This window comes from Burkholderia sp. WAC0059, assembly GCF_002870125.1.
In the GTDB taxonomy this organism is placed as follows: Bacteria; Pseudomonadota; Gammaproteobacteria; order Burkholderiales; family Burkholderiaceae; genus Paraburkholderia.
The window spans coordinates 87433-110800 of sequence record NZ_PNEO01000005.1 but is presented as its reverse complement, the minus strand read 5'-3'; the positions used below and the strand labels follow the sequence as shown (position 1 = coordinate 110800).

General features: G+C 66.3%; 18 protein-coding genes and 1 tRNA gene. 11 read left to right on the top strand and 8 right to left on the bottom strand.

Translation table 11 applies throughout. From position 1 onward, the window contains the following. Positions 1-232 precede the first annotated feature (232 nt). Positions 233-1912 (top strand): purine-cytosine permease family protein, encoded by a 1680-nt coding sequence (locus CY652_RS07170; RefSeq protein ID WP_102130014.1) that lies wholly within the window; start codon positions 233-235, stop codon positions 1910-1912. Positions 1913-2082: 170 nt separating this feature from the next. On the opposite strand, the gene CY652_RS07165 is transcribed toward CY652_RS07170, so the two are convergent. Both CY652_RS07165 and CY652_RS07160 read right to left on the bottom strand, forming a co-directional pair. After that, a complete protein-coding gene (locus CY652_RS07165) occupies positions 2083-3054 on the bottom strand; it encodes a response regulator transcription factor (RefSeq protein WP_102130013.1) in 972 nt (323 codons plus the stop codon). Then, positions 3047-6487: an ATP-binding protein gene (locus CY652_RS07160; protein WP_102130012.1), complete on the bottom strand. Its 3441-nt coding sequence runs from the start codon at positions 6485-6487 to the stop codon at positions 3047-3049. The genes CY652_RS07165 and CY652_RS07160 overlap by 8 nt, the downstream gene beginning before the upstream one ends. Positions 6488-6863: 376 nt before the next feature. On the opposite strand from CY652_RS07160, the gene fmdA reads away from it, so the two are divergent. Both fmdA and CY652_RS07150 read left to right on the top strand, forming a co-directional pair. Next, a complete protein-coding gene (fmdA, locus tag CY652_RS07155; RefSeq protein ID WP_102130011.1) occupies positions 6864-8096 on the top strand; it encodes a formamidase in 1233 nt (410 codons plus the stop codon). A gap of 29 nt (positions 8097-8125) precedes the next feature. Then, positions 8126-8473, top strand: a complete 348-nt coding sequence (locus CY652_RS07150; RefSeq protein WP_102130010.1) for an FmdB family zinc ribbon protein — start codon at positions 8126-8128, stop codon at positions 8471-8473. A 117-nt stretch (positions 8474-8590) separates the two neighbouring features. On the opposite strand, the gene CY652_RS07145 is transcribed toward CY652_RS07150, so the two are convergent. The 4 genes from CY652_RS07145 to CY652_RS07130 form a co-directional block, all read right to left on the bottom strand. Next, positions 8591-8665 (bottom strand) — tRNA-Val (locus CY652_RS07145). A gap of 48 nt (positions 8666-8713) precedes the next feature. Then, positions 8714-9475: a DNA polymerase III subunit epsilon gene (dnaQ, locus tag CY652_RS07140; RefSeq protein ID WP_102130009.1), complete on the bottom strand. Its 762-nt coding sequence runs from the start codon at positions 9473-9475 to the stop codon at positions 8714-8716. 52 nt (positions 9476-9527) lie between these two features. After that, on the bottom strand, positions 9528-9983 hold the full coding sequence (gene rnhA, locus CY652_RS07135) for a ribonuclease HI (RefSeq protein WP_102130008.1): 456 nt from the start codon (positions 9981-9983) through the stop codon (positions 9528-9530). Beyond that, positions 9980-10888, bottom strand: coding sequence for a class I SAM-dependent methyltransferase (locus CY652_RS07130; RefSeq protein ID WP_102130007.1), 909 nt, complete (start codon positions 10886-10888; stop codon positions 9980-9982). Before CY652_RS07130 ends, rnhA begins: the two co-directional genes overlap by 4 nt. A gap of 23 nt (positions 10889-10911) precedes the next feature. Between CY652_RS07130 and gloB the strand changes: the two genes are divergently transcribed. After that, entirely contained in the window at positions 10912-11721 is an 810-nt protein-coding gene (gene gloB / locus CY652_RS07125; protein ID WP_102130006.1) for a hydroxyacylglutathione hydrolase, read from the top strand. On the opposite strand, the gene CY652_RS23850 is transcribed toward gloB, so the two are convergent. Beyond that, positions 11684-11878, bottom strand: a complete 195-nt coding sequence (locus CY652_RS23850) for a hypothetical protein (RefSeq protein ID WP_146010034.1) — start codon at positions 11876-11878, stop codon at positions 11684-11686. The two genes, gloB and CY652_RS23850, sit on opposite strands and share 38 nt — an antisense overlap. On the opposite strand from CY652_RS23850, the gene CY652_RS07120 reads away from it, so the two are divergent. The 5 genes from CY652_RS07120 (at position 11877) to CY652_RS07100 (ending at position 19704) form a co-directional block, all read left to right on the top strand. Beyond that, entirely contained in the window at positions 11877-13529 is a 1653-nt protein-coding gene (locus CY652_RS07120; protein WP_102130005.1) for a transglycosylase SLT domain-containing protein, read from the top strand. The two genes, CY652_RS23850 and CY652_RS07120, sit on opposite strands and share 2 nt — an antisense overlap. Before the next feature lie 587 nt (positions 13530-14116). Continuing rightward, complete coding sequence (gene carA, locus CY652_RS07115) at positions 14117-15274, top strand: glutamine-hydrolyzing carbamoyl-phosphate synthase small subunit (protein WP_102130004.1); 1158 nt, start codon at positions 14117-14119, stop codon at positions 15272-15274. A gap of 40 nt (positions 15275-15314) precedes the next feature. Further along, positions 15315-18569 (top strand): carbamoyl-phosphate synthase large subunit, encoded by a 3255-nt coding sequence (carB, locus tag CY652_RS07110; protein ID WP_102130003.1) that lies wholly within the window; start codon positions 15315-15317, stop codon positions 18567-18569. A gap of 164 nt (positions 18570-18733) precedes the next feature. Further along, complete coding sequence (greA, locus tag CY652_RS07105; RefSeq protein ID WP_102130002.1) at positions 18734-19210, top strand: transcription elongation factor GreA; 477 nt, start codon at positions 18734-18736, stop codon at positions 19208-19210. A 53-nt stretch (positions 19211-19263) separates the two neighbouring features. Next, positions 19264-19704 (top strand): DUF4149 domain-containing protein, encoded by a 441-nt coding sequence (locus CY652_RS07100; protein WP_102130001.1) that lies wholly within the window; start codon positions 19264-19266, stop codon positions 19702-19704. A 130-nt stretch (positions 19705-19834) separates the two neighbouring features. On the opposite strand, the gene CY652_RS07095 is transcribed toward CY652_RS07100, so the two are convergent. Continuing rightward, complete coding sequence (locus CY652_RS07095; protein ID WP_102130000.1) at positions 19835-20368, bottom strand: YhbY family RNA-binding protein; 534 nt, start codon at positions 20366-20368, stop codon at positions 19835-19837. Positions 20369-20585: 217 nt separating this feature from the next. Between CY652_RS07095 and CY652_RS07090 the strand changes: the two genes are divergently transcribed. Beyond that, entirely contained in the window at positions 20586-21251 is a 666-nt protein-coding gene (locus tag CY652_RS07090; protein WP_102129999.1) for an RlmE family RNA methyltransferase, read from the top strand. 199 nt (positions 21252-21450) lie between these two features. Then, a complete protein-coding gene (ftsH, locus tag CY652_RS07085; RefSeq protein WP_102129998.1) occupies positions 21451-23346 on the top strand; it encodes an ATP-dependent zinc metalloprotease FtsH in 1896 nt (631 codons plus the stop codon). The last annotated feature ends 22 nt before the right edge of the window (positions 23347-23368 follow it).

Below are 23368 nucleotides of genomic sequence, written 5' to 3'. Positions count from 1 at the left end.
CGCCAAAAAGCGTCTGTCAATCCTCGGCAGGCCATAACGACGGGGTGGGAATGTACGTCATCTGACGTATTTTTTGGCCACCTGGCGCTCCCGATAATCGGCCAATGCAGGACCAATGGGGGCTGCCGCCGGCGTTCGTCCGGATGGCCGCGTGACGGTTTCATCACGGTACCGAGGAGTCTATATGTCAGATCAGTTCCATGACGGTCGCGCGCCGTCCGTAACCGCGAGCATGCCTGGGCAATCCGTGCCGTCCGGCGGCATGGGTAGCCGCCTGAAGGAATGGATCAGCCAGCCGATGGTCGAAGACTACTCGCTGCGCTACGCGCCCAAGTCCTTCCGCAAGTGGAGCGAGTTCACGATCGCGATGACGGCGCTGGGCGGCATCGCCTATCTCGCCGACTTCGCGATCGGCGCGTCCATCTTCCTGAGCTACGGCTTTTCGAGCGCGCTCTGGGCCATCCTGATCGCGGCCGTCGTCATCTTCGTGACGGGCCTGCCGATCGCCTACTACTCCGCGCGCTACAACCTCGACATGGACCTGCTCACGCGCGGCGCCGGCTTCGGCTATCTGGGCTCGACGTGGACGTCGCTGATCTACGCGAGCTTCTGCTTCATTTTCTTCGCGCTGGAGGGCGCGATCATGGCGCAGGGTCTGAAGCTCTTCTTCGGTCTGCCGCTGCCGGCCGGTTATCTGATCTGCTCACTGATCTTCATTCCGCTCGTGCTGTTCGGCATGACGCTGCTCTCGAAGCTGCAGGTCTGGACGCAGCCTGTCTGGATCACGCTGCTCGTGCTGCCGTTCATCATCGTGGCGATCAAGCAACCGCACGCCTACGCGCAGTGGAGCAGCTTCGCCGGCAACTCGCCGCACGGCGCGGGCTTCGACATGATCTCGGTCGGTCTCGGCGCGGGCATCGCGCTCTCGCTGATCGCGCAGATCGGCGAGCAGGTCGACTACCTGCGCTTCATGCCGGAGAAGACGCCCGAGAATAGCGGCAAGTGGTGGGCGGCCGTCGTCAGCGCAGGTCCGGGCTGGGTCGTCATCGGCGCGCTCAAGCAGCTCGGCGGCGGTTTCCTGCTCTCGCTGATCTTCGGGACGGTGGCGGGTTCGGTCGCGGTCGAGCCGATCCAGCAGTTCCTGCACGGCTATGAACTGATGATTCCGTCTCCGTTCATCGCGCTCGCCGTGGCGACGCTCTTCGTCGTGATCTCGCAGATCAAGATCAACGTGACGAACGCGTACTCGGGGTCGCTGTCGTGGTCCAACTTCTTCTCGCGCCTGCTGCACCGTCACCCGGGGCGCGCGGTGTGGCTCGTCCTGCACATCGCGATCGCGGTCGCGCTGATGGAGTTCAACGTCTTCCACGTCCTGAACTCGATCCTCGGCTTCTACTCGAACGTCGCCATCGCGTGGATCGGAGCGGTCGTCGCGGACCTCGTCGTCAACAAGCCGATCCTCAAGATCAGCCCGTCCTACATCGAGTTCAAGCGCAGCAATCTCTACAGCTTCAACCCGGTCGGATTCGGCTCGATGGTCGTCGCCTCGATCATCTCGATCATCGCGTTCTTCGGGGCGTTCGGGCCGGTGGCGCAGGCGTTTTCTCCGTTCCTCGCGCTCGTCATCGCGTTCGTGCTCTCGCCGATCATCGCGCTTGCTACCAACGGCAAGTACTACCTCGCCCGCGCGGCGGAGCCGATCAGCGCCGCGCACGCCGAAAAGGAGCACGTCTGCGCGTCGTGCGGCGGCAGCTACGAAGCGCCGGACATGAGCGGCTGCCCGTTCCACAAGGGCCATATCTGCTCGCTGTGCTGCACGCTCGAAAGCTCGTGCGGCGACGTCTGCAAGTCGGGCGAGTACCGGAACGTGAAGCTGTTCGAACTGCACGCCACGGAAAGGCGGGCCGCGTAAGCGGTTTCGTCGGGGCCGGCGTCGTCCGGGGTTCGCGCGGACGATGCCGGTTTGCAGGAGAAATTCGGCGTTGTTTCATGAAGGCCCGCTTTCACGCGGGCCTTTTGCATGCCGGGCCTCGGCGTTTCCGGGGCGGGGCGTCTGCGTGCCGACCGGCACGCTTCGCGTCTTCAGTGATGGTTTCCCGCCTTGACGGCCATCGCGGCGGCGGCGGAGCGCGTTTCCACGTGCAGCTTGCGGAACAGGTGCTCGAGATGCTTGTTGACCGTGCGGGGCGCCATGTCCAGGATGTCGCCGATGTCGCGGTTGGTCTTGCCGCGCGAGAGCCAGAGCAGGACTTCCGCTTCGCGCACCGTGATGCCGAAGCGCGCCGCGAGCGACGAGATCTGCACGGCGTCGTCGTACTCCTCGAGAATCATCAGCCAGTCGCCGCGCACGGGGCTGCCGCTCACGCGCGCGATGCGCCGCACGCCGTTCGTGGTGATTTCGTAGGCGAGCTCGGGGTTGCAGCCGTGCGCGATCCACGTCGCGAGCCACGCGCGCAGGCCTGCCGGTAGCTGTTGCGCGGCGGCCGCCGCGCGCTCGCCGCGCACCTCTTCGTAACGCGCGAGCTGGCGGGCCGCGTGCGGATTCTTCCAGCGGATCGTACCGTCGGCCGCCGCGATCAGCGCGGCCCGCGTTTCGAGACCGAGCGCCGCTTCGGCATAAAGCTGGGCCCGCGCGCGTTCCACGTGCGCGTTGATTCGCGCGCAGACTTCGCCGGGCTTGACGGGCTTCGTCACGTAATCGATGCCGCCGACGCGAAAGCCCTGCACGACGTGCTCGCTCTCGGTCAGCGCCGTCATGAAGATCACCGGCAGATGGGCATGGCGCTCGTCTTCCTTCAGGCGCCGGCAGGTTTCGAAACCGTCCATGCCGGGCATCATGGCGTCCATCAGCACGACGTCGGGCGTGATGCGCGCGAGGCACTTGAGCGCGGCCTCGCCGCTCAGCGCGACGAGCACCGCGTAGCCGGTGCCTTGCAGCGCGTCGGAGAGCAGCGCGAGGTTGTCGGGCGTGTCGTCGACGATCAGCACGACGGCGCGCTCGCCCGGGAAATCGGGCGGCGCGTCCGGCGGACGATGGGCGGATTCTTCAACCATGTGGATCATCGGATAGCTGCTCGATCTGGTGGGCAAGCTCGGTGAGCTGGAATCGCTGCGCGAGCGCGCGTAGCGATTCCAGCTCGGCGCGCAGTTCGGGCCGCTCTGCGACGACCGCGTCCAGTTGTTCGACGATGCCCTGCACGTAGCCCATGTCGAGCAGCGCGCGCAGTTTCTCGCCGAGCCGTTCCGGCAGCCGCGCGGGGGAGCGGTCGTCGCGGCCGGCGGCTGTCGCGTCGGCGTGCGTCTCGTCGGCCGGCTCGCCCGTCAGGATCCACTCGATGCCGATGAGGCTCGCCAGCTTGTCGAGCAGCAGCGGCATCTGCAGCGGCTTGACCAGATAGTCGCTGCGGCCGATCTTCGCCGCGCGCTCGCGGTCGTCGGCGAATGCGTTCGCCGAAAGCAGCACGATCGGCGCGTCGCTCAACTGGCGCTCGCGGATCAGGCGGCTCGTCTCGTAGCCGTCCATGCCGGGCATCGAGATGTCCATGATGATGGCGTCGGCGCGATGGATGCCGAGCCAGCGCAGCGCCTGCGGTCCGTCGGCGGCTTCGGCGATCGGGAAGCCGAGCGGCGCGAGCAACTGGGCGACGATGCCGCGCTGGTCGGGCAGATCGTCGACGACGAGGATCGTGCGGCGCGCGCCGCGATAGCCGCGGATCGACGAGAGCGCCGTGCGCATGGCCTCCACGGGCTGCACTTCGGGCGCGAACAGCTTGACGACGAAGCGCGTGCCCTTGCCGACTTCGCTGTCCACGTCGAGGCTGCCGCCGAGTGCCTGGGTGAGCAGCCGGCAGATGGTGAGCCCGAGGCCCGCGCCGTGATCGTGCTCGCGCGCGCCCTCGCCGCGCTCGAACGGCATGAAGATGCGTTCGATCTCGGCGGCCGGAATGCCCGGGCCCGTGTCGATCACCTCGAAGGTCAGCGTGTCCCACGCGTGGCTCGCGCGCAGCGTCACGGTGCCGGTAGGCGTGAAGCGGATCGCGTTGACGATCAGGTTCGTGAGGATCTGGCGCATGCACTTTTCGTCGGACCGGACCACCTGCGGCAGGCGCGAGCCGGCCTGCACCTCGAAATTCAGCGCTTTTTCGGCGGCGAGCGGGCGCAGCATCGACGCGATGTGCGCGATGAAGTCGGGCAGCGAGACCTTTGTGACGTTGAGCTGCAACTTGCCGGCCTCGATGCGGGCGACGTCGAGCAGGCCGTCGACGAGCGCGAGCAGATGCTCGCCGCTTCTGAGGATGGTCTGCACCGCGTGCTGCCGGCCGGTCGGCAGTTCGTCCTTCGCCTGCAGGAGGAGCTGCGCGTAGCCGAGGATGCTGTTGAGCGGCGTGCGCAGCTCGTGGCTGAGCCCGGTGACGTAGCGGCTCTTGGCGTGGTTGGCCGCCTCCGCGGCCGCTCGCGCGTGCTTGAGTGCGGCGTCGGTTTTCTGGTGGGCCTCGATCTCGAGCATCAGCAGTTCCGTTTGTCGCTGCGACTCCTCCTGCGTGACGCGCCGGTTCTCGCGCTCGAGCACGAACCACCAGGCGCCGATGCAGCCGACGAGCGAGAGCGCGAGGAAAATCCTCAGGTAGCTGTGCGCGAGCATGAGGCGCACGGCCGAGGGGGCGCCGAGCGAGCCGAGGCTTTGCGACCAGACCGCGTACAGCACGACGGCGAGCAGCGCGAGCATCGCGACGACGAGGCTCGCGTAATGGACGAGGCGCAGCGCCGCCGGGGCGAGATGCAGCCGCGGGAACAGCCGGTGAACGGCTCGGTCGAGCTGGAACGTGAAGCGCGCGTGAGGCTTGCAGCAGTCGTTGCAGCGCGAATCGAGCGAGCAGCACAGCGAGCAGATCGTGCCGCCGTAGGCGGGGCAGTGGGCCGTGTCCTCGTATTCGAAGGCGTTTTCGCAGATCACGCACTGGCGGGTCGTCGCGCCGTTTTCCTGCCGCTCGCCCGCGCGCGCGAGGTAATACTTTCCGCCCGTCGCGAACGCGATGATCGGCGCGCTGGCGAACGCGACGCCGAACGCGATGAACGACGACATCGCATGCGCGGTCTCGCCGAGCATGCCGCTATGGGCGAGCGCGGCGACGACCGTGGCGATCAGCATGGCGCCGACGCCGACCGGATTGACGTCGTACAGATGCGCGCGCTTGAACTCGATGTGGCGCGGGCTGAAGCCGAGCGGCTTGTTGACGACGAGGTCGGCGAAGAGCGCGCCGATCCACGCGATGGCCACGTTCGCGTACAGCGAGAGCACGCGGTCGATCGCCTCGAACACGCCCATCTCGACGAGCAGCAGCCCGATCAGCACGTTGAAGACGAGCCACACGACGCGCCCCGGGTGGCTGTGCGTGAGGCGCGCGAAGAAGTTCGACCAGGCGAGCGATCCGGCGTAGGCGTTCGTCACGTTGATCTTGAGCTGGGACACGACGACGAAGAGCGTCATGGCCGGCAGCGCCCAGGCCGCGAGCCCGGCCGGGTCGAGCAGCGCGTGGTAGGCGACGAGGTACATCTGCGTCGGCTGCATCGCGTGCGTCATGTCCACGCCGTGGCGCGTCGCGACGTAGGCGAGAAACGCGCCGCCGAGCATCTTGACCGCGCCGGGCACGATCCATCCGGGGCCCGCCGTAAGCAGCGCGATCCACCAGCGGCGGCGGTTGTGCGCGTCGAGCGGCGGCAGGAAGCGCAGATAGTCGACCTGCTCGCCGACCTGGACGATCAGCGCGAACACCACCGTGCAGGCCTCGCCGAACGCGAGCAGGCTGAACGTGTTGCCGTGGACGGCGCGGCCCGGAAACGTCGTCCATGCCGCGAGCAGTCCTCCGCCATGCCAGAGCACCGCCACGTAGGGCAGGACGAACAGCACGATCCAGAGCGGCTGGGTCCAGCTCTGCAGGCGGTTGATCAGCGTGATGCCGAATATCACGACGGGAATCACGACGATCGCGCTGATCATTTGCGCGAGCGCCAGCGAGATGTGGAAGGCGAGCCGCAGCGCGAGCGACATGATGGCCGCCTCGAGCGCGAAGAAGATGAACGTGAAGCTCGCGTAGAGCAGCGACGTGAGCGTCGAGCCGATGTAGCCGAAGCCCGCGCCGCGCGTAAGCAGGTCCATGTCGACGCCGTAGCGCGCCGCGTAGTAGCTGATGGGCAGGCTCGTCAGATAGATGAGGACCGACACGGCGGCGATGGCCCAGACCGCGTTCGTGAAGCCGTAGTTGATCACGAGCTCGCCGCCGACCGCCTCGAGCACGAGGAACGACACCGCGCCGATCGCGGTGTTCGCGACGCGGAACTCCGACCAGCGGCGAAACGAGCGCGGGGTGAAGCGCAGCGCGTAGTCCTCGAGCATTTCGTGCCCGACCCACGCGTTGTAGTCGCGCCGGATCTTGACGATGCGCTGCGTCGTAGGGTGGGGCGATGCAGGCGGGTGCATCTGGGCCATGTCGGATGAACCGGATTGGTGCGTCGATCGCTGGATGTGAGCGTCGAGCAAGTTACGTTCCAGTATGGCCCGCGTGAATACGTCAATCGACGTATTCCGGCCGCCATATTGGCTTTCTACATTCGGGCGAACGCCCCGGCGGGGGGCCGGGCGGCGCACCCGCGACCGGGAAACGGCCGACGGGCCTCGCGTCCGTTCGCGACGGCACGCCGGCCGCCTGATCGTCGTGGTGCATCGGGGCGCGCCGGCGGGCACGGCGAGATGGCGCCCCGCCGCCGTTCGAAACCGCCGGGCAGCCGCGTCGCCGCGCGCGGCCGCAAGGATCTGCAAGTCTGTTTGTGTCTGTTATCTGTCATTGAAACTGGGAGCGTCTGAGATGCCTGATACCCTGATCAAGGTCGACCTGAAGCAGTCCGCGTACGAGAACGAGGGCGTCCACAACCGCTGGCACCCCGATATTCCGATGGCCTGCTGGGTCAACCCGGGCGACGATTTCATCCTCGAAACGTACGACTGGACCGGTGGTTTCATCAAGAACGACGACAGCGCCGACGACGTGCGCGACATCGACCTTTCGATCGTGCACTTCCTGTCGGGGCCCGTCGGCGTGCGCGGCGCGGAGCCGGGCGACCTGCTCGTCGTGGATCTGCTCGACATCGGCGCGAAGCCCGACAGCCTCTGGGGCTTCAACGGCTTCTTCTCGAAGTCGAACGGCGGCGGTTTTCTGACCGACTACTTTCCCGACGCGCAGAAGTCGATCTGGGACTTCCACGGCCTCTACACGAGCTCGCGCCACATTCCCGGCGTGAACTTCGCGGGGCTGATCCATCCGGGTCTTATCGGCTGCCTGCCCGACGCGAAGCTGCTCGAGAAGTGGAATACGCGCGAGACGGGGCTCATCGCGACGCAGCCCGACCGCGTGCCGCCGCTCGCCAATCCGCCGTTCGCGGCGACCGCCCACATGGGCAAGCTGGGCGGCGACGCGAAGAAGAAGGCTGCCGCCGAGGGCGCCCGGACCGTGCCGCCGCGCGAGCACGGCGGCAATTGCGACATCAAGGATCTCTCGCGCGGCTCGAAGGTTTATTTTCCCGTGTACGTCGACGGCGCGGGGCTTTCGGTCGGCGACCTGCACTTCAGCCAGGGCGACGGCGAGATCACGTTCTGCGGCGCGATCGAGATGGCGGGCTGGGTGCACATGCGGGTCAGCCTGATCAAGGGCGGCGTCGAGAAGTACGGCATCCGCAACCCGGTGTTCAAGCCGAGCCCGATCGTGCCGACCTATAACGACTACCTGATTTTCGAGGGCATTTCCGTCGACGACAGCGGCAACCAGTACTATCTCGACGTCAACGTCGCCTATCGGCAGGCCTGCCTGAACGCGATCGAGTATCTGAAGAAATTCGGCTACTCGGGCGCGCAGGCGTATTCGCTGCTAGGATGTGCGCCTGTGCAGGGGCATATCAGCGGGGTCGTCGATATCCCGAACGCCTGCGCGACGCTGTGGCTGCCGACGGAGATCTTCGACTTCGACATCCGTCCGGGCGCCGACGGGCCGGTCAGGCACGTGAAGGGCGGCGTCGACTTGCCCCTTTCGAAAGACAAGTCCTGACACGGTCGTCCATTACGCCAGGGAGCCCCATGCCGATTTACGACTTCCACTGCGAGACCTGCGGCGAGTTCGCCGTGATGCGCCCGATTGCCGAGCGCGATGCCCCGTGGTCATGCCCCGACTGCGGCGGCGCAGCCTCGCGCATGGTCAGCGCGCCGGCGATCGCGCTGATGTCGGGCGCGCAGCGCAAGGCGTTCGCCACGAACGAGCGGGCCGCGAACGCGCCGCTGCAGTCGGGCGACGGGGCGGCGCACCGATACGGTTGCGGGTGCTGCTCGGGGGGGAAGGTGTCGCTGGCCGGGGCGGACGGGGCGTCCCAGGGCGGCGGGCTCAAGAGCCCTTCCGGTAACTCGCGACCGTGGATGATCAGTCACTGAGACTGGGCCGGCCGGTCGGACCGGAGTAGGGTGACGCGGCGAGGAAGAAAGAAAAAGGCCCTCAGGCTTTCGCCTTGAGGGCCTTTGTTCTTCGGGCTTCCAACGTACCCATGAATCTGGTGGGTGGTACAGGGATTGAACCTGTGACCCCTGCCGTGTGAAGGCAGTGCTCTACCGCTGAGCTAACCACCCGAAGAGAGCGAAATTATGTCAGGCTTTGGGGGCCCCGTAAAGCCCTTTTTAGGCGGACTGCGTCCCGGCCGACGCCGCATCCGGCGCAACGACCGGCACGGCCCGCCAGACGCTCGTTCCCTTGATCGCCTTGTCGAGGTCGTCGAGCACCGCCTGGTGCGCCGCGAGCTCTTCGTCGGTGGCCGCGATCACGGGGAGATCGAACGCTCCGGGTAGCTGCATGCTGGCCTCGGCGGGCAGATGCGCGTCGGGGCCGGGCGCCGGTTCGCCGAGCGTGTCGATGACGAGGCTCTCCTGGCCGCGCGTCATCGCCAGATAGACTTCCGCGAGCAGCTCCGAGTCGAGCAGCGCGCCGTGCAGCGTACGGTGCGCGTTGCTGATGCCGAAGCGGTCGCAGAGCGCGTCGAGCGAGTTGCGCTTGCCGGGGAAGATCTGCTTGGCCTGCACCAGCGTATCGATGATCTCGCCGCAATGCCCGGCGAGCGGCGGTTGTCCGAGCCGGGCCAGCTCGGCGTCGATGAAGCCGATGTCGAACGGGGCGTTGTGGATGATGAGGTCCGCGCCGCGGATGAAGGCGAGCAGCTCGTCCGCGATTTCGGCGAATTTCGGCTTGTCGCTGAGGAATTCGGTCGTGAGGCCGTGGACGGCGAGCGCGCCCGGGTCGCTGTCGCGTTCCGGGTTGACGTAGAAGTGCAGATTGTTGCCGGTCAGGCGGCGGTTGAGCAGTTCGACGCAGCCGATTTCGATGATGCGGTCGCCGGAGCGGGCGTTCAGGCCGGTGGTTTCGGTGTCGAGAATGAGCTGGCGCATGTCGGTCGGTAGGGTGGCGGAATCGGATGCAGCAGGGGAGATGCGTCGGGCGTCAAAGTTCGGCGAGCGTGGCGACGCCGCGGTTCGCGAGCGCGTCGGCGCGCTCGTTCTCCGGGTGGCCGGCGTGGCCCTTCACCCAGCGCCATTCGATCCGATGCTGCGCGACGAGCGCGTCGAGCTGCTTCCACAGATCGTCGTTCTTGACCGGGGTTTTCGCCGCGGTCATCCAGTTCTTCTTTTTCCAGCCGTGGATCCACTCGCTGATGCCTTTCTGCACGTACTGCGAGTCGGTGTGGACGACCACGCGGCACGGGCGCTTGAGCGCGTCGAGCGCGGCGATCACAGCCATCAGCTCCATCCGGTTGTTGGTCGTGCCGGCCTCGCCGCCGAACAGTTCCTTTTCCTGCGTGCCGAAGCGCAGCAGCGCGCCCCAGCCGCCGGGGCCCGGATTGCCCTTGCAGGCGCCGTCGGTGAAGATTTCGACGATATCGGTGTCGGGTGCGTTCATGTGTCCTTGTTGCGTGTGTGCGAAGTGGCGGCGGCCTTCAGGCTCGGCGCCCGCACGGGTTTCTTGACCTTCACGGGGCCGACGAGGCGCATGCCGCGCACGCGCTTGATGGCCGTCACCATGTAGACCGCGCCGAAGATCGGCCACCAGCGGTCGCCGGCGGCCTCCATGAAGGCGTAGCGCGAGAGCCACTGGTCGCTCGAAAGGGGCGGACGATAGCAGCCGAAGCGCCCGCGATCAAGATCGAAGCCGAGCAGCTTGATCCAGTCCTTGAGCCGCGTGAACGCGATCAGCTCATGCCGCGCGGGCATGAACGGACGGCCCGTCATTTTGCCGATCGACTGGCGCACGCCCCACAGGCTCAGCGAGTTGAAGCCGGCGATGACGAGCTGCCCCTCGGGCATCAGCACGCGCTCGGCCTCGCGCAGCAGGCGGTGCGGGTCGCTCGTGAACTCGAGCGTGTGCGGCATCACGATGAGGTCGACGCTCTGCGTTTCGAACGGCAGGTCGAGCAGGTCGCACCAGATGACGTTGCGCCCCCCCGGCGCATGGCGGCCGCGGGCCGGCGGCGAAGACTCGCCGGTCTCGCCGGTTTCGTGTTCCGCCGCTTTCCCGCTTTCCGCGCTCGCTGCGCCGGCGTCGGGCTCCCGATGCGGCGGAAGAGACAGGGCGGGCGGCGGCGTATACGGCAGGCTCGCGGCGCTGGCCGCGTCGAGCACGAGCCCGCGGCCCGACATGCGGTTCTCGCGCAGCGCGTCGAGCTGGGGCAGGCCGAGCTGCAGCGCATGGTAGCCGAACACGTTCGATACCACGCTGTCGAGCTGCGCCTGTTCCCAGTCGAGCACGTAGCGTCCGGTGGGCGAGGCAGTCCAGGCGGGCCAGTCTATAATCGTTCGGTCAGACATATGTTGAGAAGAATACGTCGCCCATGAATGCACTTGCTGCCCACGCCACGTATGAATACGTACCGGTTCCGGCGTTCGACGACAACTATATCTGGGTCGTTTCCGACGGCCGCCACGCTGTCGTCGTCGATCCGGGCGAAGCCGCGCCCGTGCGCGCCTATCTCGCGAAGCGGGGCTGGCGGCTCGCCGCCATTTTACTCACGCATCATCACCATGACCACGTGGGCGGCGTGGCGGCGCTGCTCGAGGACGCGTCCGTCCCCGTCTACGGTCCGGCCGGCGAGGCGATCGGAGAGATCACGCAGCGCCTGTCGGGCGGCGATCGCGTCCGGATCGAGGCGCCCGCGCTCGACTTCGCGGTGATCGACGTGCCGGGCCACACGCGCGGACATATTGCCTATTTCCAGCCGGCCGATCCGTCGGGTATCCCACACCTCTTTTGCGGCGACACGCTTTTCGCCTGCGGCTGCGGGCGCATCTTCGAGGGCACGCCGGCGCAGATGCTGGCCTCGCTCGACGCGCTCGCGGCGCTGCCCGGCGCGAGCCGGGTCCATTGCGCGCACGAGTACACGCTCTCGAACATCCGCTTCGCGCTCGCCTGCGATCCGGAGAACGCGCAACTGCAGGCCTGGAGCCGGGAGGCGGCCGCGCTGCGCGAACGGGGCGAGCCCACGCTGCCCACGACGATCGGGCACGAGCGGGCTGTCAACCCGTTCCTGCGCGCGGGCGACCCGGCTGTCCAGGCGAGCCTCGCCGGCCAGTTGCACGAAAGGGTGCCGGACCGGCTCGCGGCATTCACGCTGATGCGGGAATGGAAGAATCGTTTCCGCTGACCTGCCCCGTCTCGCGGGTATTCTCAGCACGAGGATGCGCAAACGCACCCAACTCGCGGATTTCGCACGCTTTTTCCGGCATTTTTTGTTGACGGAAACGAAAGGCTTCCGTACTATCGGCTGCAAACTCCAGCCATGCGGAAGTCAAGACGTTCATGCGATTTATCCTCAGTGTGCTGCTGGCCCTCCTGCTCGCCGCCTGCGCGAGCCAGGGACCAACCGTCAGCAGTTCTTCCGGCTCGCCGGGCGCCACCGACGCGCAAGCCATCGCCGACCAGATTCGCCAAACCTCCGCCGCCAACGAAACCATCAACGTCGACCAGGGTTCCGTCAGCCAACTGACGACGGCCGACGCCGACCTCTGGGCCCGCATCCGTCGCGGCTTCCAGATTCCCGACCTGCAGGGCGACCTCGTCGACACGCAGGTCAACTGGTACGTCCAGCGCCCCGACTACGTCGCGCGGATGACCGAACGCTCGAAAAAGTATCTTTACCACATCGTCGAACAGCTCGAGGAGCGGCACATGCCGACCGAGCTCGCGCTGCTGCCGTTCGTCGAGTCGGCATACAACCCCCAGGCGCTCTCGGTCGCGAAGGCGGCGGGCATCTGGCAGTTCGTGCCGGACACGGGGCGCACCTACAACCTGAAGCAGAACATGTGGCAGGACGACCGGCGCAACGTGCTCGCCTCGACGAGCGCCGCGCTCGACTACCTGTCGCATCTGCATGACATGTTCGGCGACTGGTATCTCGCGCTCGCCGCCTACAACTGGGGCGAGGGCAACGTGCAGCGGGCGATCGCCCGCAACCAGGCCGCGGGCCTGCCGACCGACTACGCGGACCTGCGCCTGCCGAGCGAAACCCGCAATTACGTGCCCAAGCTGCAGGCGATCAAGAACATCGTGATGAACCCGCAGATGTACGGGCTCACGCTGCCGCCGATCCCGAACCACCCGTACTTCGTGACCGTCACGACGGCGCACGACATCGACGTCGACGTCGCGGCGAAGCTCGCGAACATGACGCCCGACGAGTTCCGCTCGCTGAACCCGTCGTTCCGCAAGCCCGTGATTCTCGGCGCGACGCAGCCGCAGATCCTGCTGCCGTTCGACAACGCGAGCGCGTTCGAGCACAACCTCAAGGCCTACACCGGCCAGCTTTCGTCGTGGACCACCTATACGGTCGACCAGCGCGCGACGCCGGCCGCGATCGCCGAGAAGATCGGCGTCGACGAACAGACGCTGATGTCGGTGAACAAGATTCCGGCGGGCATGCGCCTGAAGCCCGGCTCGACGATCCTCGTGCCGCGCACCGACGGGGACGACGACGAGGACATCAGCGCCGACGTGGCGGAAAGCGCGGTGCTCGCGATGGAGCCCGACGTGCCCGACACGCGCAAGATGCTGATCCGCATCCGCCGCCGGCAGTCGATGGACGAGGTGGCGCACCGCTATGGCGTGTCGGTGGCGCAACTGAAGGGCTGGAACCGGACGCGTCGCTCGCAGGTGTCGCCGGGTCAGGTGCTGGTGCTGCACGTGCCGGTCGGCCGGGCGATGCCGCGGGAGCCGGGGTTCGAGCGGATTTCGGCCAGCGTGCAGGGCGGTGGCGTCGAGCGGATCGGCACGCGGGTTTCGGGCTCGCGCTACGACCGGCGGCATGGCCGCGGCGTGGCGATCGAACGGGTATCCGATCCCGTGAAGGGCAAGGCGCCGAAGACGAAGGCGGCGGCCGGCTCGGGCGGGAAGGCCTCGAAGAAGTCGGGGGGCGGTCATTCGAAGGCCGTCGCCCATACGCGGAAAAAGCACTAGAAGAAGCGGTTCGCGAAGAGTGCGCCGTGCGCTGCGGGGGCGGTGCACAGGCATGATTCTGGCACTCGACGTTTTGGACGCCGTCACGGTGAGTGACGGCGTTTTCGTTTGGGCGACCCGGAGGGCATGGAGGTCGCGCGGGGCGGCGAAACGGGCGAGCGCTTCCCTGGGCCGAGGGGCCCGGTTTGGGGGCTTCCGGTCCGGCGCCTATCATGGGAAAACGCGCGGAATGCCCGCCGCCATCCGGCTTCTTCTCGCCCGGATTTGAAGGAAGGGGCGGTTTCACGCTATAATTTCAAGGTTTGAGCTTATCAACCCGCACCCTAGCGCCTACCTTTTCCAAACTGTTCATCCGCTTCGCGCGTCGCCTGCTTTTTGCGTTTTGCTGCCGATTCGCGCCGATTTTCCGCTTTTGCCCGTCCGACCGTGTTCCCGTGTCGGGGCGCGGAAATTACCAGGCGCGTCGTCCAGCCGGCAGGGCAGGCCCGACACGCGAGCCGGTCTGCGCGCGCATCGAAGGATGCCGACGCTGCAGCCGCACGGTCGGATAAACGGGTCGGCACAGGGTGTTCCCCAAGGAGTCTCCCGTGTTGCCGTCTTTCTCTCCCGCTCTGCTTGCGCTTGCCGACGGCACGGTCTTTCGTGGCTACTCGATCGGCGCCCCCGGTCATACGATCGGCGAGGTCGTGTTCAACACGGCCATCACCGGCTATCAGGAAATCCTGACCGATCCGAGCTATGCGCGCCAGATCGTCACCCTGACGTATCCGCACATCGGCAACGTCGGCGTCAATGCCGAGGACGTCGAAGCTACGAAAGTCCATGCCGCCGGGCTGATCATTCGCGATCTGCCGGTGCTCGCGTCGAATTTCCGCGCGGAGCGCACGCTCGACGCTTATCTGCGCGACGAAGGCGTGGTGGCGATCGCCGGCATCGACACCCGCAAGCTGACCCGGCTGCTGCGCGACAAGGGTGCCCAGAACGGCGCGATTCTCGCCGGCTCCGATGACGCGACGAAGGCAGTCGGGTTGGCGCGTTCGTTCCCGGGGCTGGCCGGCATGGACCTCGCGAAGGTGGTGTCCACGCAGGCGCCCTACGAGTGGACCCGGACCGAATGGCGCCTCGGCGAGGGCTACGGCACGCTCGGCGAGGCGAAGTACCGCGTGGTGGCGTTCGACTACGGCGTGAAGCAGAACATCCTGCGCATGCTGGCCGAGCGCGGCTGCCACGTGACGGTGCTGCCCGCCGAGGCGAGCGCGGCCGACGCGCTCGCGCTCAACCCCGACGGCGTGTTCCTCTCGAACGGTCCCGGCGATCCGGAGCCGTGCGACTACGCGATCCGCGCGGCGCAGGAATTCATCTCGCACGGCCTGCCGACCTTCGGCATCTGCCTCGGCCATCAGATCATGGGTCTCGCCGTCGGCGCGAAGACCGTGAAGATGAAGACGGGCCACCACGGCGCGAACCACCCGGTCAAGGATCTCGGCGACGGCCGCGTCGTCATCACGTCGCAGAACCACGGCTTCGCCGTCGATGCCGACACGCTGCCCGCGAACGCGCGCGTTACGCACGTCTCGCTGTTCGACGGCACGCTGCAAGGCTTCGAGCTGACCGACAAGCCGGCCTTCTGCTTCCAGGGCCACCCGGAAGCCTCGCCCGGGCCGCACGACATCGGCTATCTGTTCGACCGCTTCACCGCGCTGATGGATGCCGCGAAGGGCGGCAAGCGCGGCGCGGCCGCCTGAGGCCGGAAAAAAGACACAAGGAAATATTAGCGAGAGCGTTATGCCCAAGCGGACAGACATCAAGAGCATTCTCATCATCGGCGCGGGGCCGATCATCATCGGCCAGGCCTGCGAGTTCGACTACTCGGGCGCCCAGGCCTGCAAGGCGCTGCGCGAGGAGGGCTACAAGGTCGTCCTCGTCAACAGCAATCCGGCGACGATCATGACGGACCCGAACACGGCCGACGTCACCTACATCGAGCCGATCACGTGGGAAGTCGTCGAGCGCATCATCGAGAAGGAGCGCCCCGACGCGATCCTGCCGACGATGGGCGGCCAGACCGCGCTCAATTGCGCGCTCGACCTGCACCACCACGGCGTGCTCGCGAAGTACGGCGTCGAGCTGATCGGCGCGTCGCCCGAGGCCATCGACAAGGCCGAGGACCGCCAGAAGTTCAAGGACGCGATGACGAAGATCGGCCTCGGCTCGGCGAAGTCGGGCGTCGCGCATTCGATGGAAGAGGCGCTGAAGGTCCACGCGGAAATCGCGGCGGCGACGGGCTCGGGCGGCTATCCGGTCGTGATCCGGCCGTCGTTCACGCTCGGCGGCTCGGGCGGCGGCATCGCCTACAACCGCGAGGAATTCGAGGAGATATGCCGGCGCGGGCTCGACCTGTCGCCGACGCGCGAGCTGCTCATCGAGGAGTCGCTGCTCGGCTGGAAAGAGTACGAGATGGAAGTGGTTCGCGACAAGAAGGACAACTGCATCATCGTCTGCTCGATCGAGAACCTCGACCCGATGGGCATTCACACCGGCGACTCGATCACCGTCGCGCCGGCGCAGACGCTCACCGACAAGGAATACCAGATCCTGCGCGATGCCTCGCTCGCGGTGCTGCGCGAGATCGGCGTCGACACGGGCGGCTCGAACGTCCAGTTCTCGATCAACCCGAAGAACGGCCGGATGATCGTGATCGAAATGAATCCGCGCGTCTCGCGTTCGTCGGCGCTCGCCTCGAAGGCGACGGGCTTTCCGATCGCGAAGGTCGCCGCGAAGCTCGCGGTCGGCTACACGCTCGATGAGCTCAGGAACGAGATCACGGGCGGCCAGACGCCGGCTTCGTTCGAGCCGACCATCGACTACGTCGTCACGAAGATTCCGCGCTTCGCGTTCGAGAAGTTCCGCGAGGCCGATCCGCGCCTGACCACGCAGATGAAGTCGGTCGGCGAAGTCATGGCGATCGGGCGCACGTTTCAGGAGTCGTTCCAGAAGGCGCTGCGCGGCCTCGAAGTGGGCGTCGACGGGCTCGACGAGAAGACCGCGAGCCGCGACGAGATCATCCGCGAGATCGGCGAGGCCGGCCCGGACCGCATCTGGTACGTCGGCGACGCGTTCCGCGTGGGCATGACGCGCGAAGAGATCTTCGAGGAAACGGCGATCGACCCGTGGTTCCTCGCGCAGATCGAGCAGATCGTCCTGAAGGAAAAGGCGCTCTCGGGCCGCACGCTCGTGAGCCTCTCGAAGGAAGAGCTTTATTACCTGAAGCAGGGCGGCTTTTCGGACCGGCGTCTCGCGAAGCTGCTCGGCGCGACGGCGGCCGAGGTGCGCGCGCGCCGCGTCGAGCTGAACGTGCGTCCCGTGTACAAGCGCGTCGACACCTGCGCGGCCGAGTTCGCGACGAAGACGGCCTACCTGTACTCGACCTACGAGGAAGAGTGCGAGGCGCAGCCGACCGGCAACCGGAAGATCATGGTGCTCGGTGGCGGTCCGAACCGGATCGGCCAGGGGATCGAGTTCGACTACTGCTGCGTGCACGCGGCGCTCGCGATGCGCGAGGACGGCTACGAAACGATCATGGTCAACTGCAACCCCGAGACCGTTTCGACCGACTACGACACGTCCGATCGTCTGTACTTCGAGCCGCTCACGCTCGAAGACGTGCTCGAAATCGTCGACAAGGAAAAGCCGCTCGGCGTGATCGTCCAGTACGGCGGCCAGACGCCGCTGAAGCTCGCACTCGATCTCGAGGCGAACGGCGTGCCGATCGTCGGCACGTCGCCCGACATGATCGACGCGGCCGAAGACCGCGAGCGTTTCCAGAAGCTGCTGCAGGCACTGAACTTGCGCCAGCCGCCGAACCGCACCGCGCGCGCCGAGGACGAGGCGCTGAAGCTCGCCGACGAAATCGGCTATCCGCTCGTCGTGCGTCCGTCGTACGTGCTCGGCGGCCGCGCGATGGAAATCGTCCACGAGCCGCGCGACCTCGAGCGCTACATGCGCGAGGCCGTGAAGGTCAGCCACGACTCGCCCGTGCTGCTCGACCGCTTCCTGAACGACGCGATCGAATGCGACGTCGATTGCATCTGCGATGGCGAGGCCGTGTTCATCGGCGGCGTGATGGAGCACATCGAGCAGGCCGGCGTGCACTCGGGCGACTCCGCCTGCTCATTGCCGCCGTATTCGCTCTCGAAGGCGACGGTGGCCGAGCTGAAGCGCCAGACGGGCGCGATGGCGAAGGCGCTCGACGTGGTCGGCCTGATGAACGTGCAGTTCGCGATCCAGCAGGTGCCGCGCGAGGACGGCTCGAAAGAGGACGTGATTTACGTGCTCGAAGTGAATCCGCGCGCCTCGCGCACGGTGCCGTACGTCTCGAAGGCGACGAGCCTGCCGCTCGCGAAAATCGCCGCGCGCGCGATGGTCGGCCAGACGCTTGCGCAGCAGGGCGTGACGAAGGAAGTCGTGCCGCCGTACTTCAGCGTGAAGGAAGCGGTGTTCCCGTTCATCAAGTTCCCGGCCGTCGATCCGGTGCTCGGACCTGAAATGCGTTCGACGGGCGAGGTGATGGGCGTTGGTCAGACCTTCGGCGAGGCGCTCTTCAAGTCGCAACTGGCCGCGGGTTCGCGCCTGCCGGAATCGGGCACGGTGCTGCTCACGGTGATGGACGCCGACAAACCGAAGGCGGTCGAGGTCGCGCGGATGCTGCACGAACTCGGCTATCCGCTCGTGGCGACGCGCGGGACGGCCGCGGCGATCGAGGCGGCCGGCGTGCCCGTGAAGGTCGTCAACAAGGTGAAGGACGGCCGTCCGCATATCGTCGACATGATCAAGAACGGCGAGATCGCGCTCGTGTTCACGACGGTCGACGAGACGCGCGCGGCGATCGCCGATTCGCGCTCGATTCGCATGAGCGCGCAGGCGAATAAGGTGACGTACTATACGACGATGTCGGGCGCGCGCGCGGCCGTCGAAGGGCTGCGCTACCTGAAGAACCTGGAAGTCTATGATTTACAAGGCCTCCACGCTCGCCTAAACTAGAATAGCGACGTTAAGTCCAACGATCACGTTTATTGTCACTGCCGCGGTTAGGCGGCGTCCCTGAAGCATTCGCAGCCGGTGCGCGTAAGCTGGCCGGATGGCTTCGGGATGCACTTAACCGCGGTGATTTTTTTTATGGCCGTCTCAGGCCGCATGAGTTGTCTATGAGCACTATTCCCTTGACGAAGCGCGGCGCGGATCAGTTGCGCGACGAGTTGCAGCGCCTGAAGTCCGTCGAACGTCCGGCGGTCATCAATTCGATTGCCGAGGCGCGTGCCCAGGGCGATCTGTCGGAAAACGCCGAATACGACGCCGCGAAGGAAAAACAGGGTTTCATCGAAGGCCGCATCGCGGAGATCGAGTCGAAGCTGGCGGCCGCCCAGGTCATCGATCCGGCGACGCTCGAAGCCGACGGCCGCGTGGTGTTCGGCTCCACGGTCGATCTCGAGGACCTCGGGTCGGGCAAGACGGTCACCTATCAGATCGTCGGCGACGACGAAGCCGATCTCGAGCACGGCCTCATTTCGGTCAGCTCGCCGATCTCGCGCGCGCTGATCGGCAAGTCCGAGGGCGACGTGGCGCAGGTGCAGGCCCCGAGCGGGCTGCGCGAATACGAAATCATCGAAGTGCGCTACGTCTGAGGAGCGCGGGCATCGTGTCTTCGTTTCCTCATCGGCTGTTCGGGCTGCTGGCCATGTTGTGGGTCGGCAGTCAGCTTACGATCGGCTATGCCGTGGCGCCCGTCCTCTTCACGTTGCTCGACCATATGACGGCCGGGTCCGTGGCCGCGATGCTCTTTCGCATCGAAGGCGTGACGGGCATCGTCTGCGGCGTGGTGCTGCTCGTGCTGTGCAACCTGTTTGCCCAGCGCGGCGAGTTGGCGTACCTGCGGCTGCGCTGGCTGCTCGCGGGCATGATTCTGTGCGTGCTGATCGGTTATTTCGCACTGCAGCCGTTCATGAACGCGTTGCGCGTCGCGGCGATGAATGCCGGCGTGGACGTCGGGCACTCGCCGTATGCCCAGCGCTTCGGCATGCTGCACGGCGTATCGAGCGTCTTTTATCTCGTCGAGAGCGTGCTGGGCATCGCGCTCGTCTGGCTGTCGTCGGCACGCAGCGCGCGCGCCGTCATTTAACGGGGTCGTGCTGACCGCGATTCCGGCGCGACCGGGGGTTTTTTAGTCCGGGCCGGGCAAGCGACGTTCCGGGTGTCCCGATCGGGATTGGGCCGGGTGTCCCCTTGTGGGACACCCAGTTAGAACGGACTTATTTCGATCCCTGACGCTGGCGTTTCGCGCTCGTCTGACGTTTCTTGGCCCGCTTGACGTTGCCGCCCGCGGTCACGCGTTCGTTGCCGCGCACGAGAACCCGTTCCGGCTTGGGCCGGCGCATCGGGTTGTCGCTCGGCTTCACCACCTTCACGACGCGCGGCGCGGCGCCGCGCGTTTGGGCGGCCCGCGCTTCGCGCGCGTCGGGTACGGCCGCCGGGCCTCTTTTCGCGCCGGGGCGAGCGGGCTTGGCGGCTTGCAGCGGCTTCCAGACGACGAGAAGCTTGCCGATGTGCTGGATCGGCGCGGCGTTCAGCGTGTCGCAAATCTGTTCGTAGATCGCGACGCGCTCCGCGCGTTCGTCGCCGAACACGCGGATCTTGATGAGCTGGTGCGCGGCGAGGTGCACCTCGATTTCCCTGAGCACGGCATCGGTCAGCCCCTCGGCGCCGACGAGCACGACGGGTTTGAGCGCGTGGGCCGCCGATCGCAGTTCGGCGCGCTGGTCGGGGGAAAGAGAAAGGGCGGGCATGGAAGTAGGACTGACTCAACTAGAATGACGGCGCCCGCGTGGCCGGAACGACGGTCCGGCCACGCAACGGGGCGCATCGGGAAAAGGAAAAACCGTGGAAACGGGCGGCGCGCGGATCCGGGGCCGGAAGGCTTCCGGCAGGCGGCGGCGACCCTACGGATAAAACACGTATTATCCGCTAAAAGTGCGGCATCACGCAGCAAGAGTTCGACGTTTAATGGCAAAAAACCGCTTCAACCAGTCGTGGCTGCACGACCATATCAACGACCCGTACGTGAAGCTGGCGCAGCGCGAGGGTTATCGTGCCCGCGCCGCTTACAAACTGAAAGAAATCGACGAGCAGGACCGGCTGATCCGGCCGGGGCAGGTCATCGTCGATCTGGGCGCGGCGCCGGGAAGCTGGAGCCAGTACGCGCGCAACCAGCTCGCCGCCGGCAAAAACCGCGATACGACGCGCGAGGGCGGCATCGACGGCACGATCATCGCGCTCGACCTCCTGCCGATGGAGCCGATTGCCGACGTCCACTTCATTCAGGGCGACTTTCGCGAGGAAAGCGTGCTGAGGCAACTCGAGGAAGTGGTCGGCGAGCGCCGGGTGGACCTTGTAATTTCCGACATGGCGCCCAATCTCTCGGGCGTGGCGTCGGCCGATTCGGCGCGTATCGAGCACGTCTGCGATCTGGCGCTGGAATTCTCGCAGCTTCATCTGAAGGCCGATGGCGCCTTGCTGGTCAAATGCTTTCACGGCAGCGGCTACAGCCAGATCGTCGAGCGGTTCAAGCATCAGTTCAAAACCGTGGCCGCCCGCAAGCCCAAGGCTTCGCGGGACAAATCGGCCGAAACGTTTATTTTGGGCCGGCATCTGAAGCGTCCCGCCGGCTGACGGCGGCGTCCGGTTCCGGTTCGCGGAATTCTGTCCGGCAAGCCGTCAGCGAGGCCCGCCGGAGCGGTTCCAGTCGCGGCCGGAGGCTATTCCCGCGGTAGCGAATCGTTATGGCAGGGGTCTGCGGACTGGATTAGAATGCCTTAGTGGTGCCGCAAGGCAAATGTAGGCGCCCGTCTATGAGTGAAGGAGTGGTGCTTTGAACAACAACATGTTTTCGAAAGCGGCAGTGTGGCTGGTTATCGCACTGGTGCTGTTCACGGTGTTCAAGCAGTTCGACAAGCCCCGTGTCCAGGAAGGCGTTTCCTATTCGCAGTTCATGGACGACGCCAAAGCCGGCAAGATCAAGGACGTCGTGGTGCAGGGGCGGAACCTCACGGTCACTCCGGCGGACGGCCAGAAATACCAGATCGTCTCGCCCGGCGACATCTGGATGGTCGGTGACCTGATGAAATACGGCGTCCAGGTGAGCGGCAAGGCCGACGAAGAACCGAACGCGCTCGTCTCCGCACTCTATTACCTCGGGCCGACCATCCTGATCATCGGCTTCTGGTTCTACATGATGCGGCAGATGCAGGGGGGCGGCAAAGGCGGGGCGTTTTCGTTCGGCAAATCGCGCGCGCGGCTGATCGACGAGAACAACAACGCGGTCAATTTCTCCGACGTCGCCGGTTGCGACGAAGCCAAGGAGGAAGTGTCCGAACTCGTCGACTTTCTGCGCGACCCCCAGAAATTCCAGAAGCTCGGCGGCCGGATTCCGCGCGGCGTGCTGCTCGTCGGCCCGCCCGGTACCGGCAAGACGCTGCTCGCGCGCGCGATCGCCGGCGAGGCGAAGGTGCCGTTCTTCAGCATCTCGGGTTCGGACTTCGTTGAAATGTTCGTTGGCGTGGGCGCGGCCCGCGTGCGCGACATGTTCGAGCAGGCGAAGAAGCACGCGCCCTGCATCGTGTTCATCGACGAAATCGACGCGGTCGGCCGCCATCGCGGCGCCGGCATGGGCGGTGGCAACGACGAGCGCGAGCAGACGCTGAACCAGATGCTCGTCGAGATGGACGGTTTCGAGGCGAACTCCGGCGTGATCGTGATCGCCGCGACCAACCGCTCGGACGTGCTCGACAAGGCGCTGCTGCGTCCGGGCCGGTTCGACCGCCAGGTCTATGTCGGCCTGCCCGACATCCGCGGCCGCGAGCAGATCATGAAGGTGCATCTGCGCAAGGTGCCGATCTCGAACGACGTGGACGCGGCCGTCATCGCGCGCGGCACGCCGGGCTTCTCGGGCGCGGATCTCGCGAACCTCGTCAACGAGGCGGCGCTCTTCGCGGCGCGGCGCGGCAAGCGCATCGTCGAGATGCAGGATTTCGAGGACGCCAAGGACAAGATTTTCATGGGTCCGGAGCGCAAGTCGGCCGTGATCCGCGAGGAAGCGAAGCGCGCGACCGCCTATCACGAGTCGGGCCACGCGGTCATCGCGAAGCTGCTGCCGAAGGCCGATCCGGTCCACAAGGTTACGATCATTCCGCGCGGCCGCGCCCTTGGCGTCACGTGGCAGTTGCCCGAGCACGACAACGAGACGTATTCGAAGGACTATCTGCTGGATCGCCTTGCCATTCTGTTCGGCGGTCGCGTGGCGGAGGAGCTGTTCCTGAACCTGCTCAGCACGGGCGCGTCGGACGACTTCAACAAGGCGACGCAGACGGCGCGCGCGATGGTGGCGCGCTTCGGGATGACCGACGCGCTCGGGCCGATGGTGTACGTCGACGACGAGAACGACAGCTCGCCGTTCGGCCGCGGTTTCACGCGCACGATTTCCGAGGCGACGCAGCAGAAGGTCGACGCGGAAATTCGCCGCGTGCTGGACGATCAGTACAACCTCGCGCGGCGCATGCTCGAAGAGAACCGCGACAAGGTCGAGGCGATGACCGCCGCGCTGATGGAGTGGGAAACGATCGACGCCGACCAGATCAACGACATCATGGCCGGCCGGCCGCCGCGCTCGCCGAAGAGCAGCCCGCCCACGACGACGGGCGACGCTTCCTCGCCGGGCGGCAACGCGGGTTCCGAAGTCAAACCGGGGAGCGCCACGGCGCCGGCGTAAGCCCGAGTCGTGTAGAGTGGCG

Coding starts and splice junctions, on each gene's coding strand:
- gloB (WP_102130006.1), top strand. CDS start 10,912: ATGAATGCACTTGCTGCCCACGCCACGTATGAATACGTACCGGTTCCG.
- CY652_RS07100 (WP_102130001.1), top strand. CDS start 19,264: ATGTTGTGGGTCGGCAGTCAGCTTACGATCGGCTATGCCGTGGCGCCC.
- CY652_RS07160 (WP_102130012.1), bottom strand. CDS start 6,487: ATGGCCCAGATGCACCCGCCTGCATCGCCCCACCCTACGACGCAGCGC.
- fmdA (WP_102130011.1), top strand. CDS start 6,864: ATGCCTGATACCCTGATCAAGGTCGACCTGAAGCAGTCCGCGTACGAG.
- carB (WP_102130003.1), top strand. CDS start 15,315: ATGCCCAAGCGGACAGACATCAAGAGCATTCTCATCATCGGCGCGGGG.
- dnaQ (WP_102130009.1), bottom strand. CDS start 9,475: ATGCGCCAGCTCATTCTCGACACCGAAACCACCGGCCTGAACGCCCGC.
- CY652_RS23850 (WP_146010034.1), bottom strand. CDS start 11,878: ATGAACGTCTTGACTTCCGCATGGCTGGAGTTTGCAGCCGATAGTACG.
- rnhA (WP_102130008.1), bottom strand. CDS start 9,983: ATGAACGCACCCGACACCGATATCGTCGAAATCTTCACCGACGGCGCC.
- CY652_RS07170 (WP_102130014.1), top strand. CDS start 233: ATGCCTGGGCAATCCGTGCCGTCCGGCGGCATGGGTAGCCGCCTGAAG.
- CY652_RS07130 (WP_102130007.1), bottom strand. CDS start 10,888: ATGTCTGACCGAACGATTATAGACTGGCCCGCCTGGACTGCCTCGCCC.
- greA (WP_102130002.1), top strand. CDS start 18,734: ATGAGCACTATTCCCTTGACGAAGCGCGGCGCGGATCAGTTGCGCGAC.
- CY652_RS07090 (WP_102129999.1), top strand. CDS start 20,586: ATGGCAAAAAACCGCTTCAACCAGTCGTGGCTGCACGACCATATCAAC.
- CY652_RS07150 (WP_102130010.1), top strand. CDS start 8,126: ATGCCGATTTACGACTTCCACTGCGAGACCTGCGGCGAGTTCGCCGTG.
- CY652_RS07095 (WP_102130000.1), bottom strand. CDS start 20,368: ATGCCCGCCCTTTCTCTTTCCCCCGACCAGCGCGCCGAACTGCGATCG.
- CY652_RS07165 (WP_102130013.1), bottom strand. CDS start 3,054: ATGGTTGAAGAATCCGCCCATCGTCCGCCGGACGCGCCGCCCGATTTC.
- CY652_RS07120 (WP_102130005.1), top strand. CDS start 11,877: ATGCGATTTATCCTCAGTGTGCTGCTGGCCCTCCTGCTCGCCGCCTGC.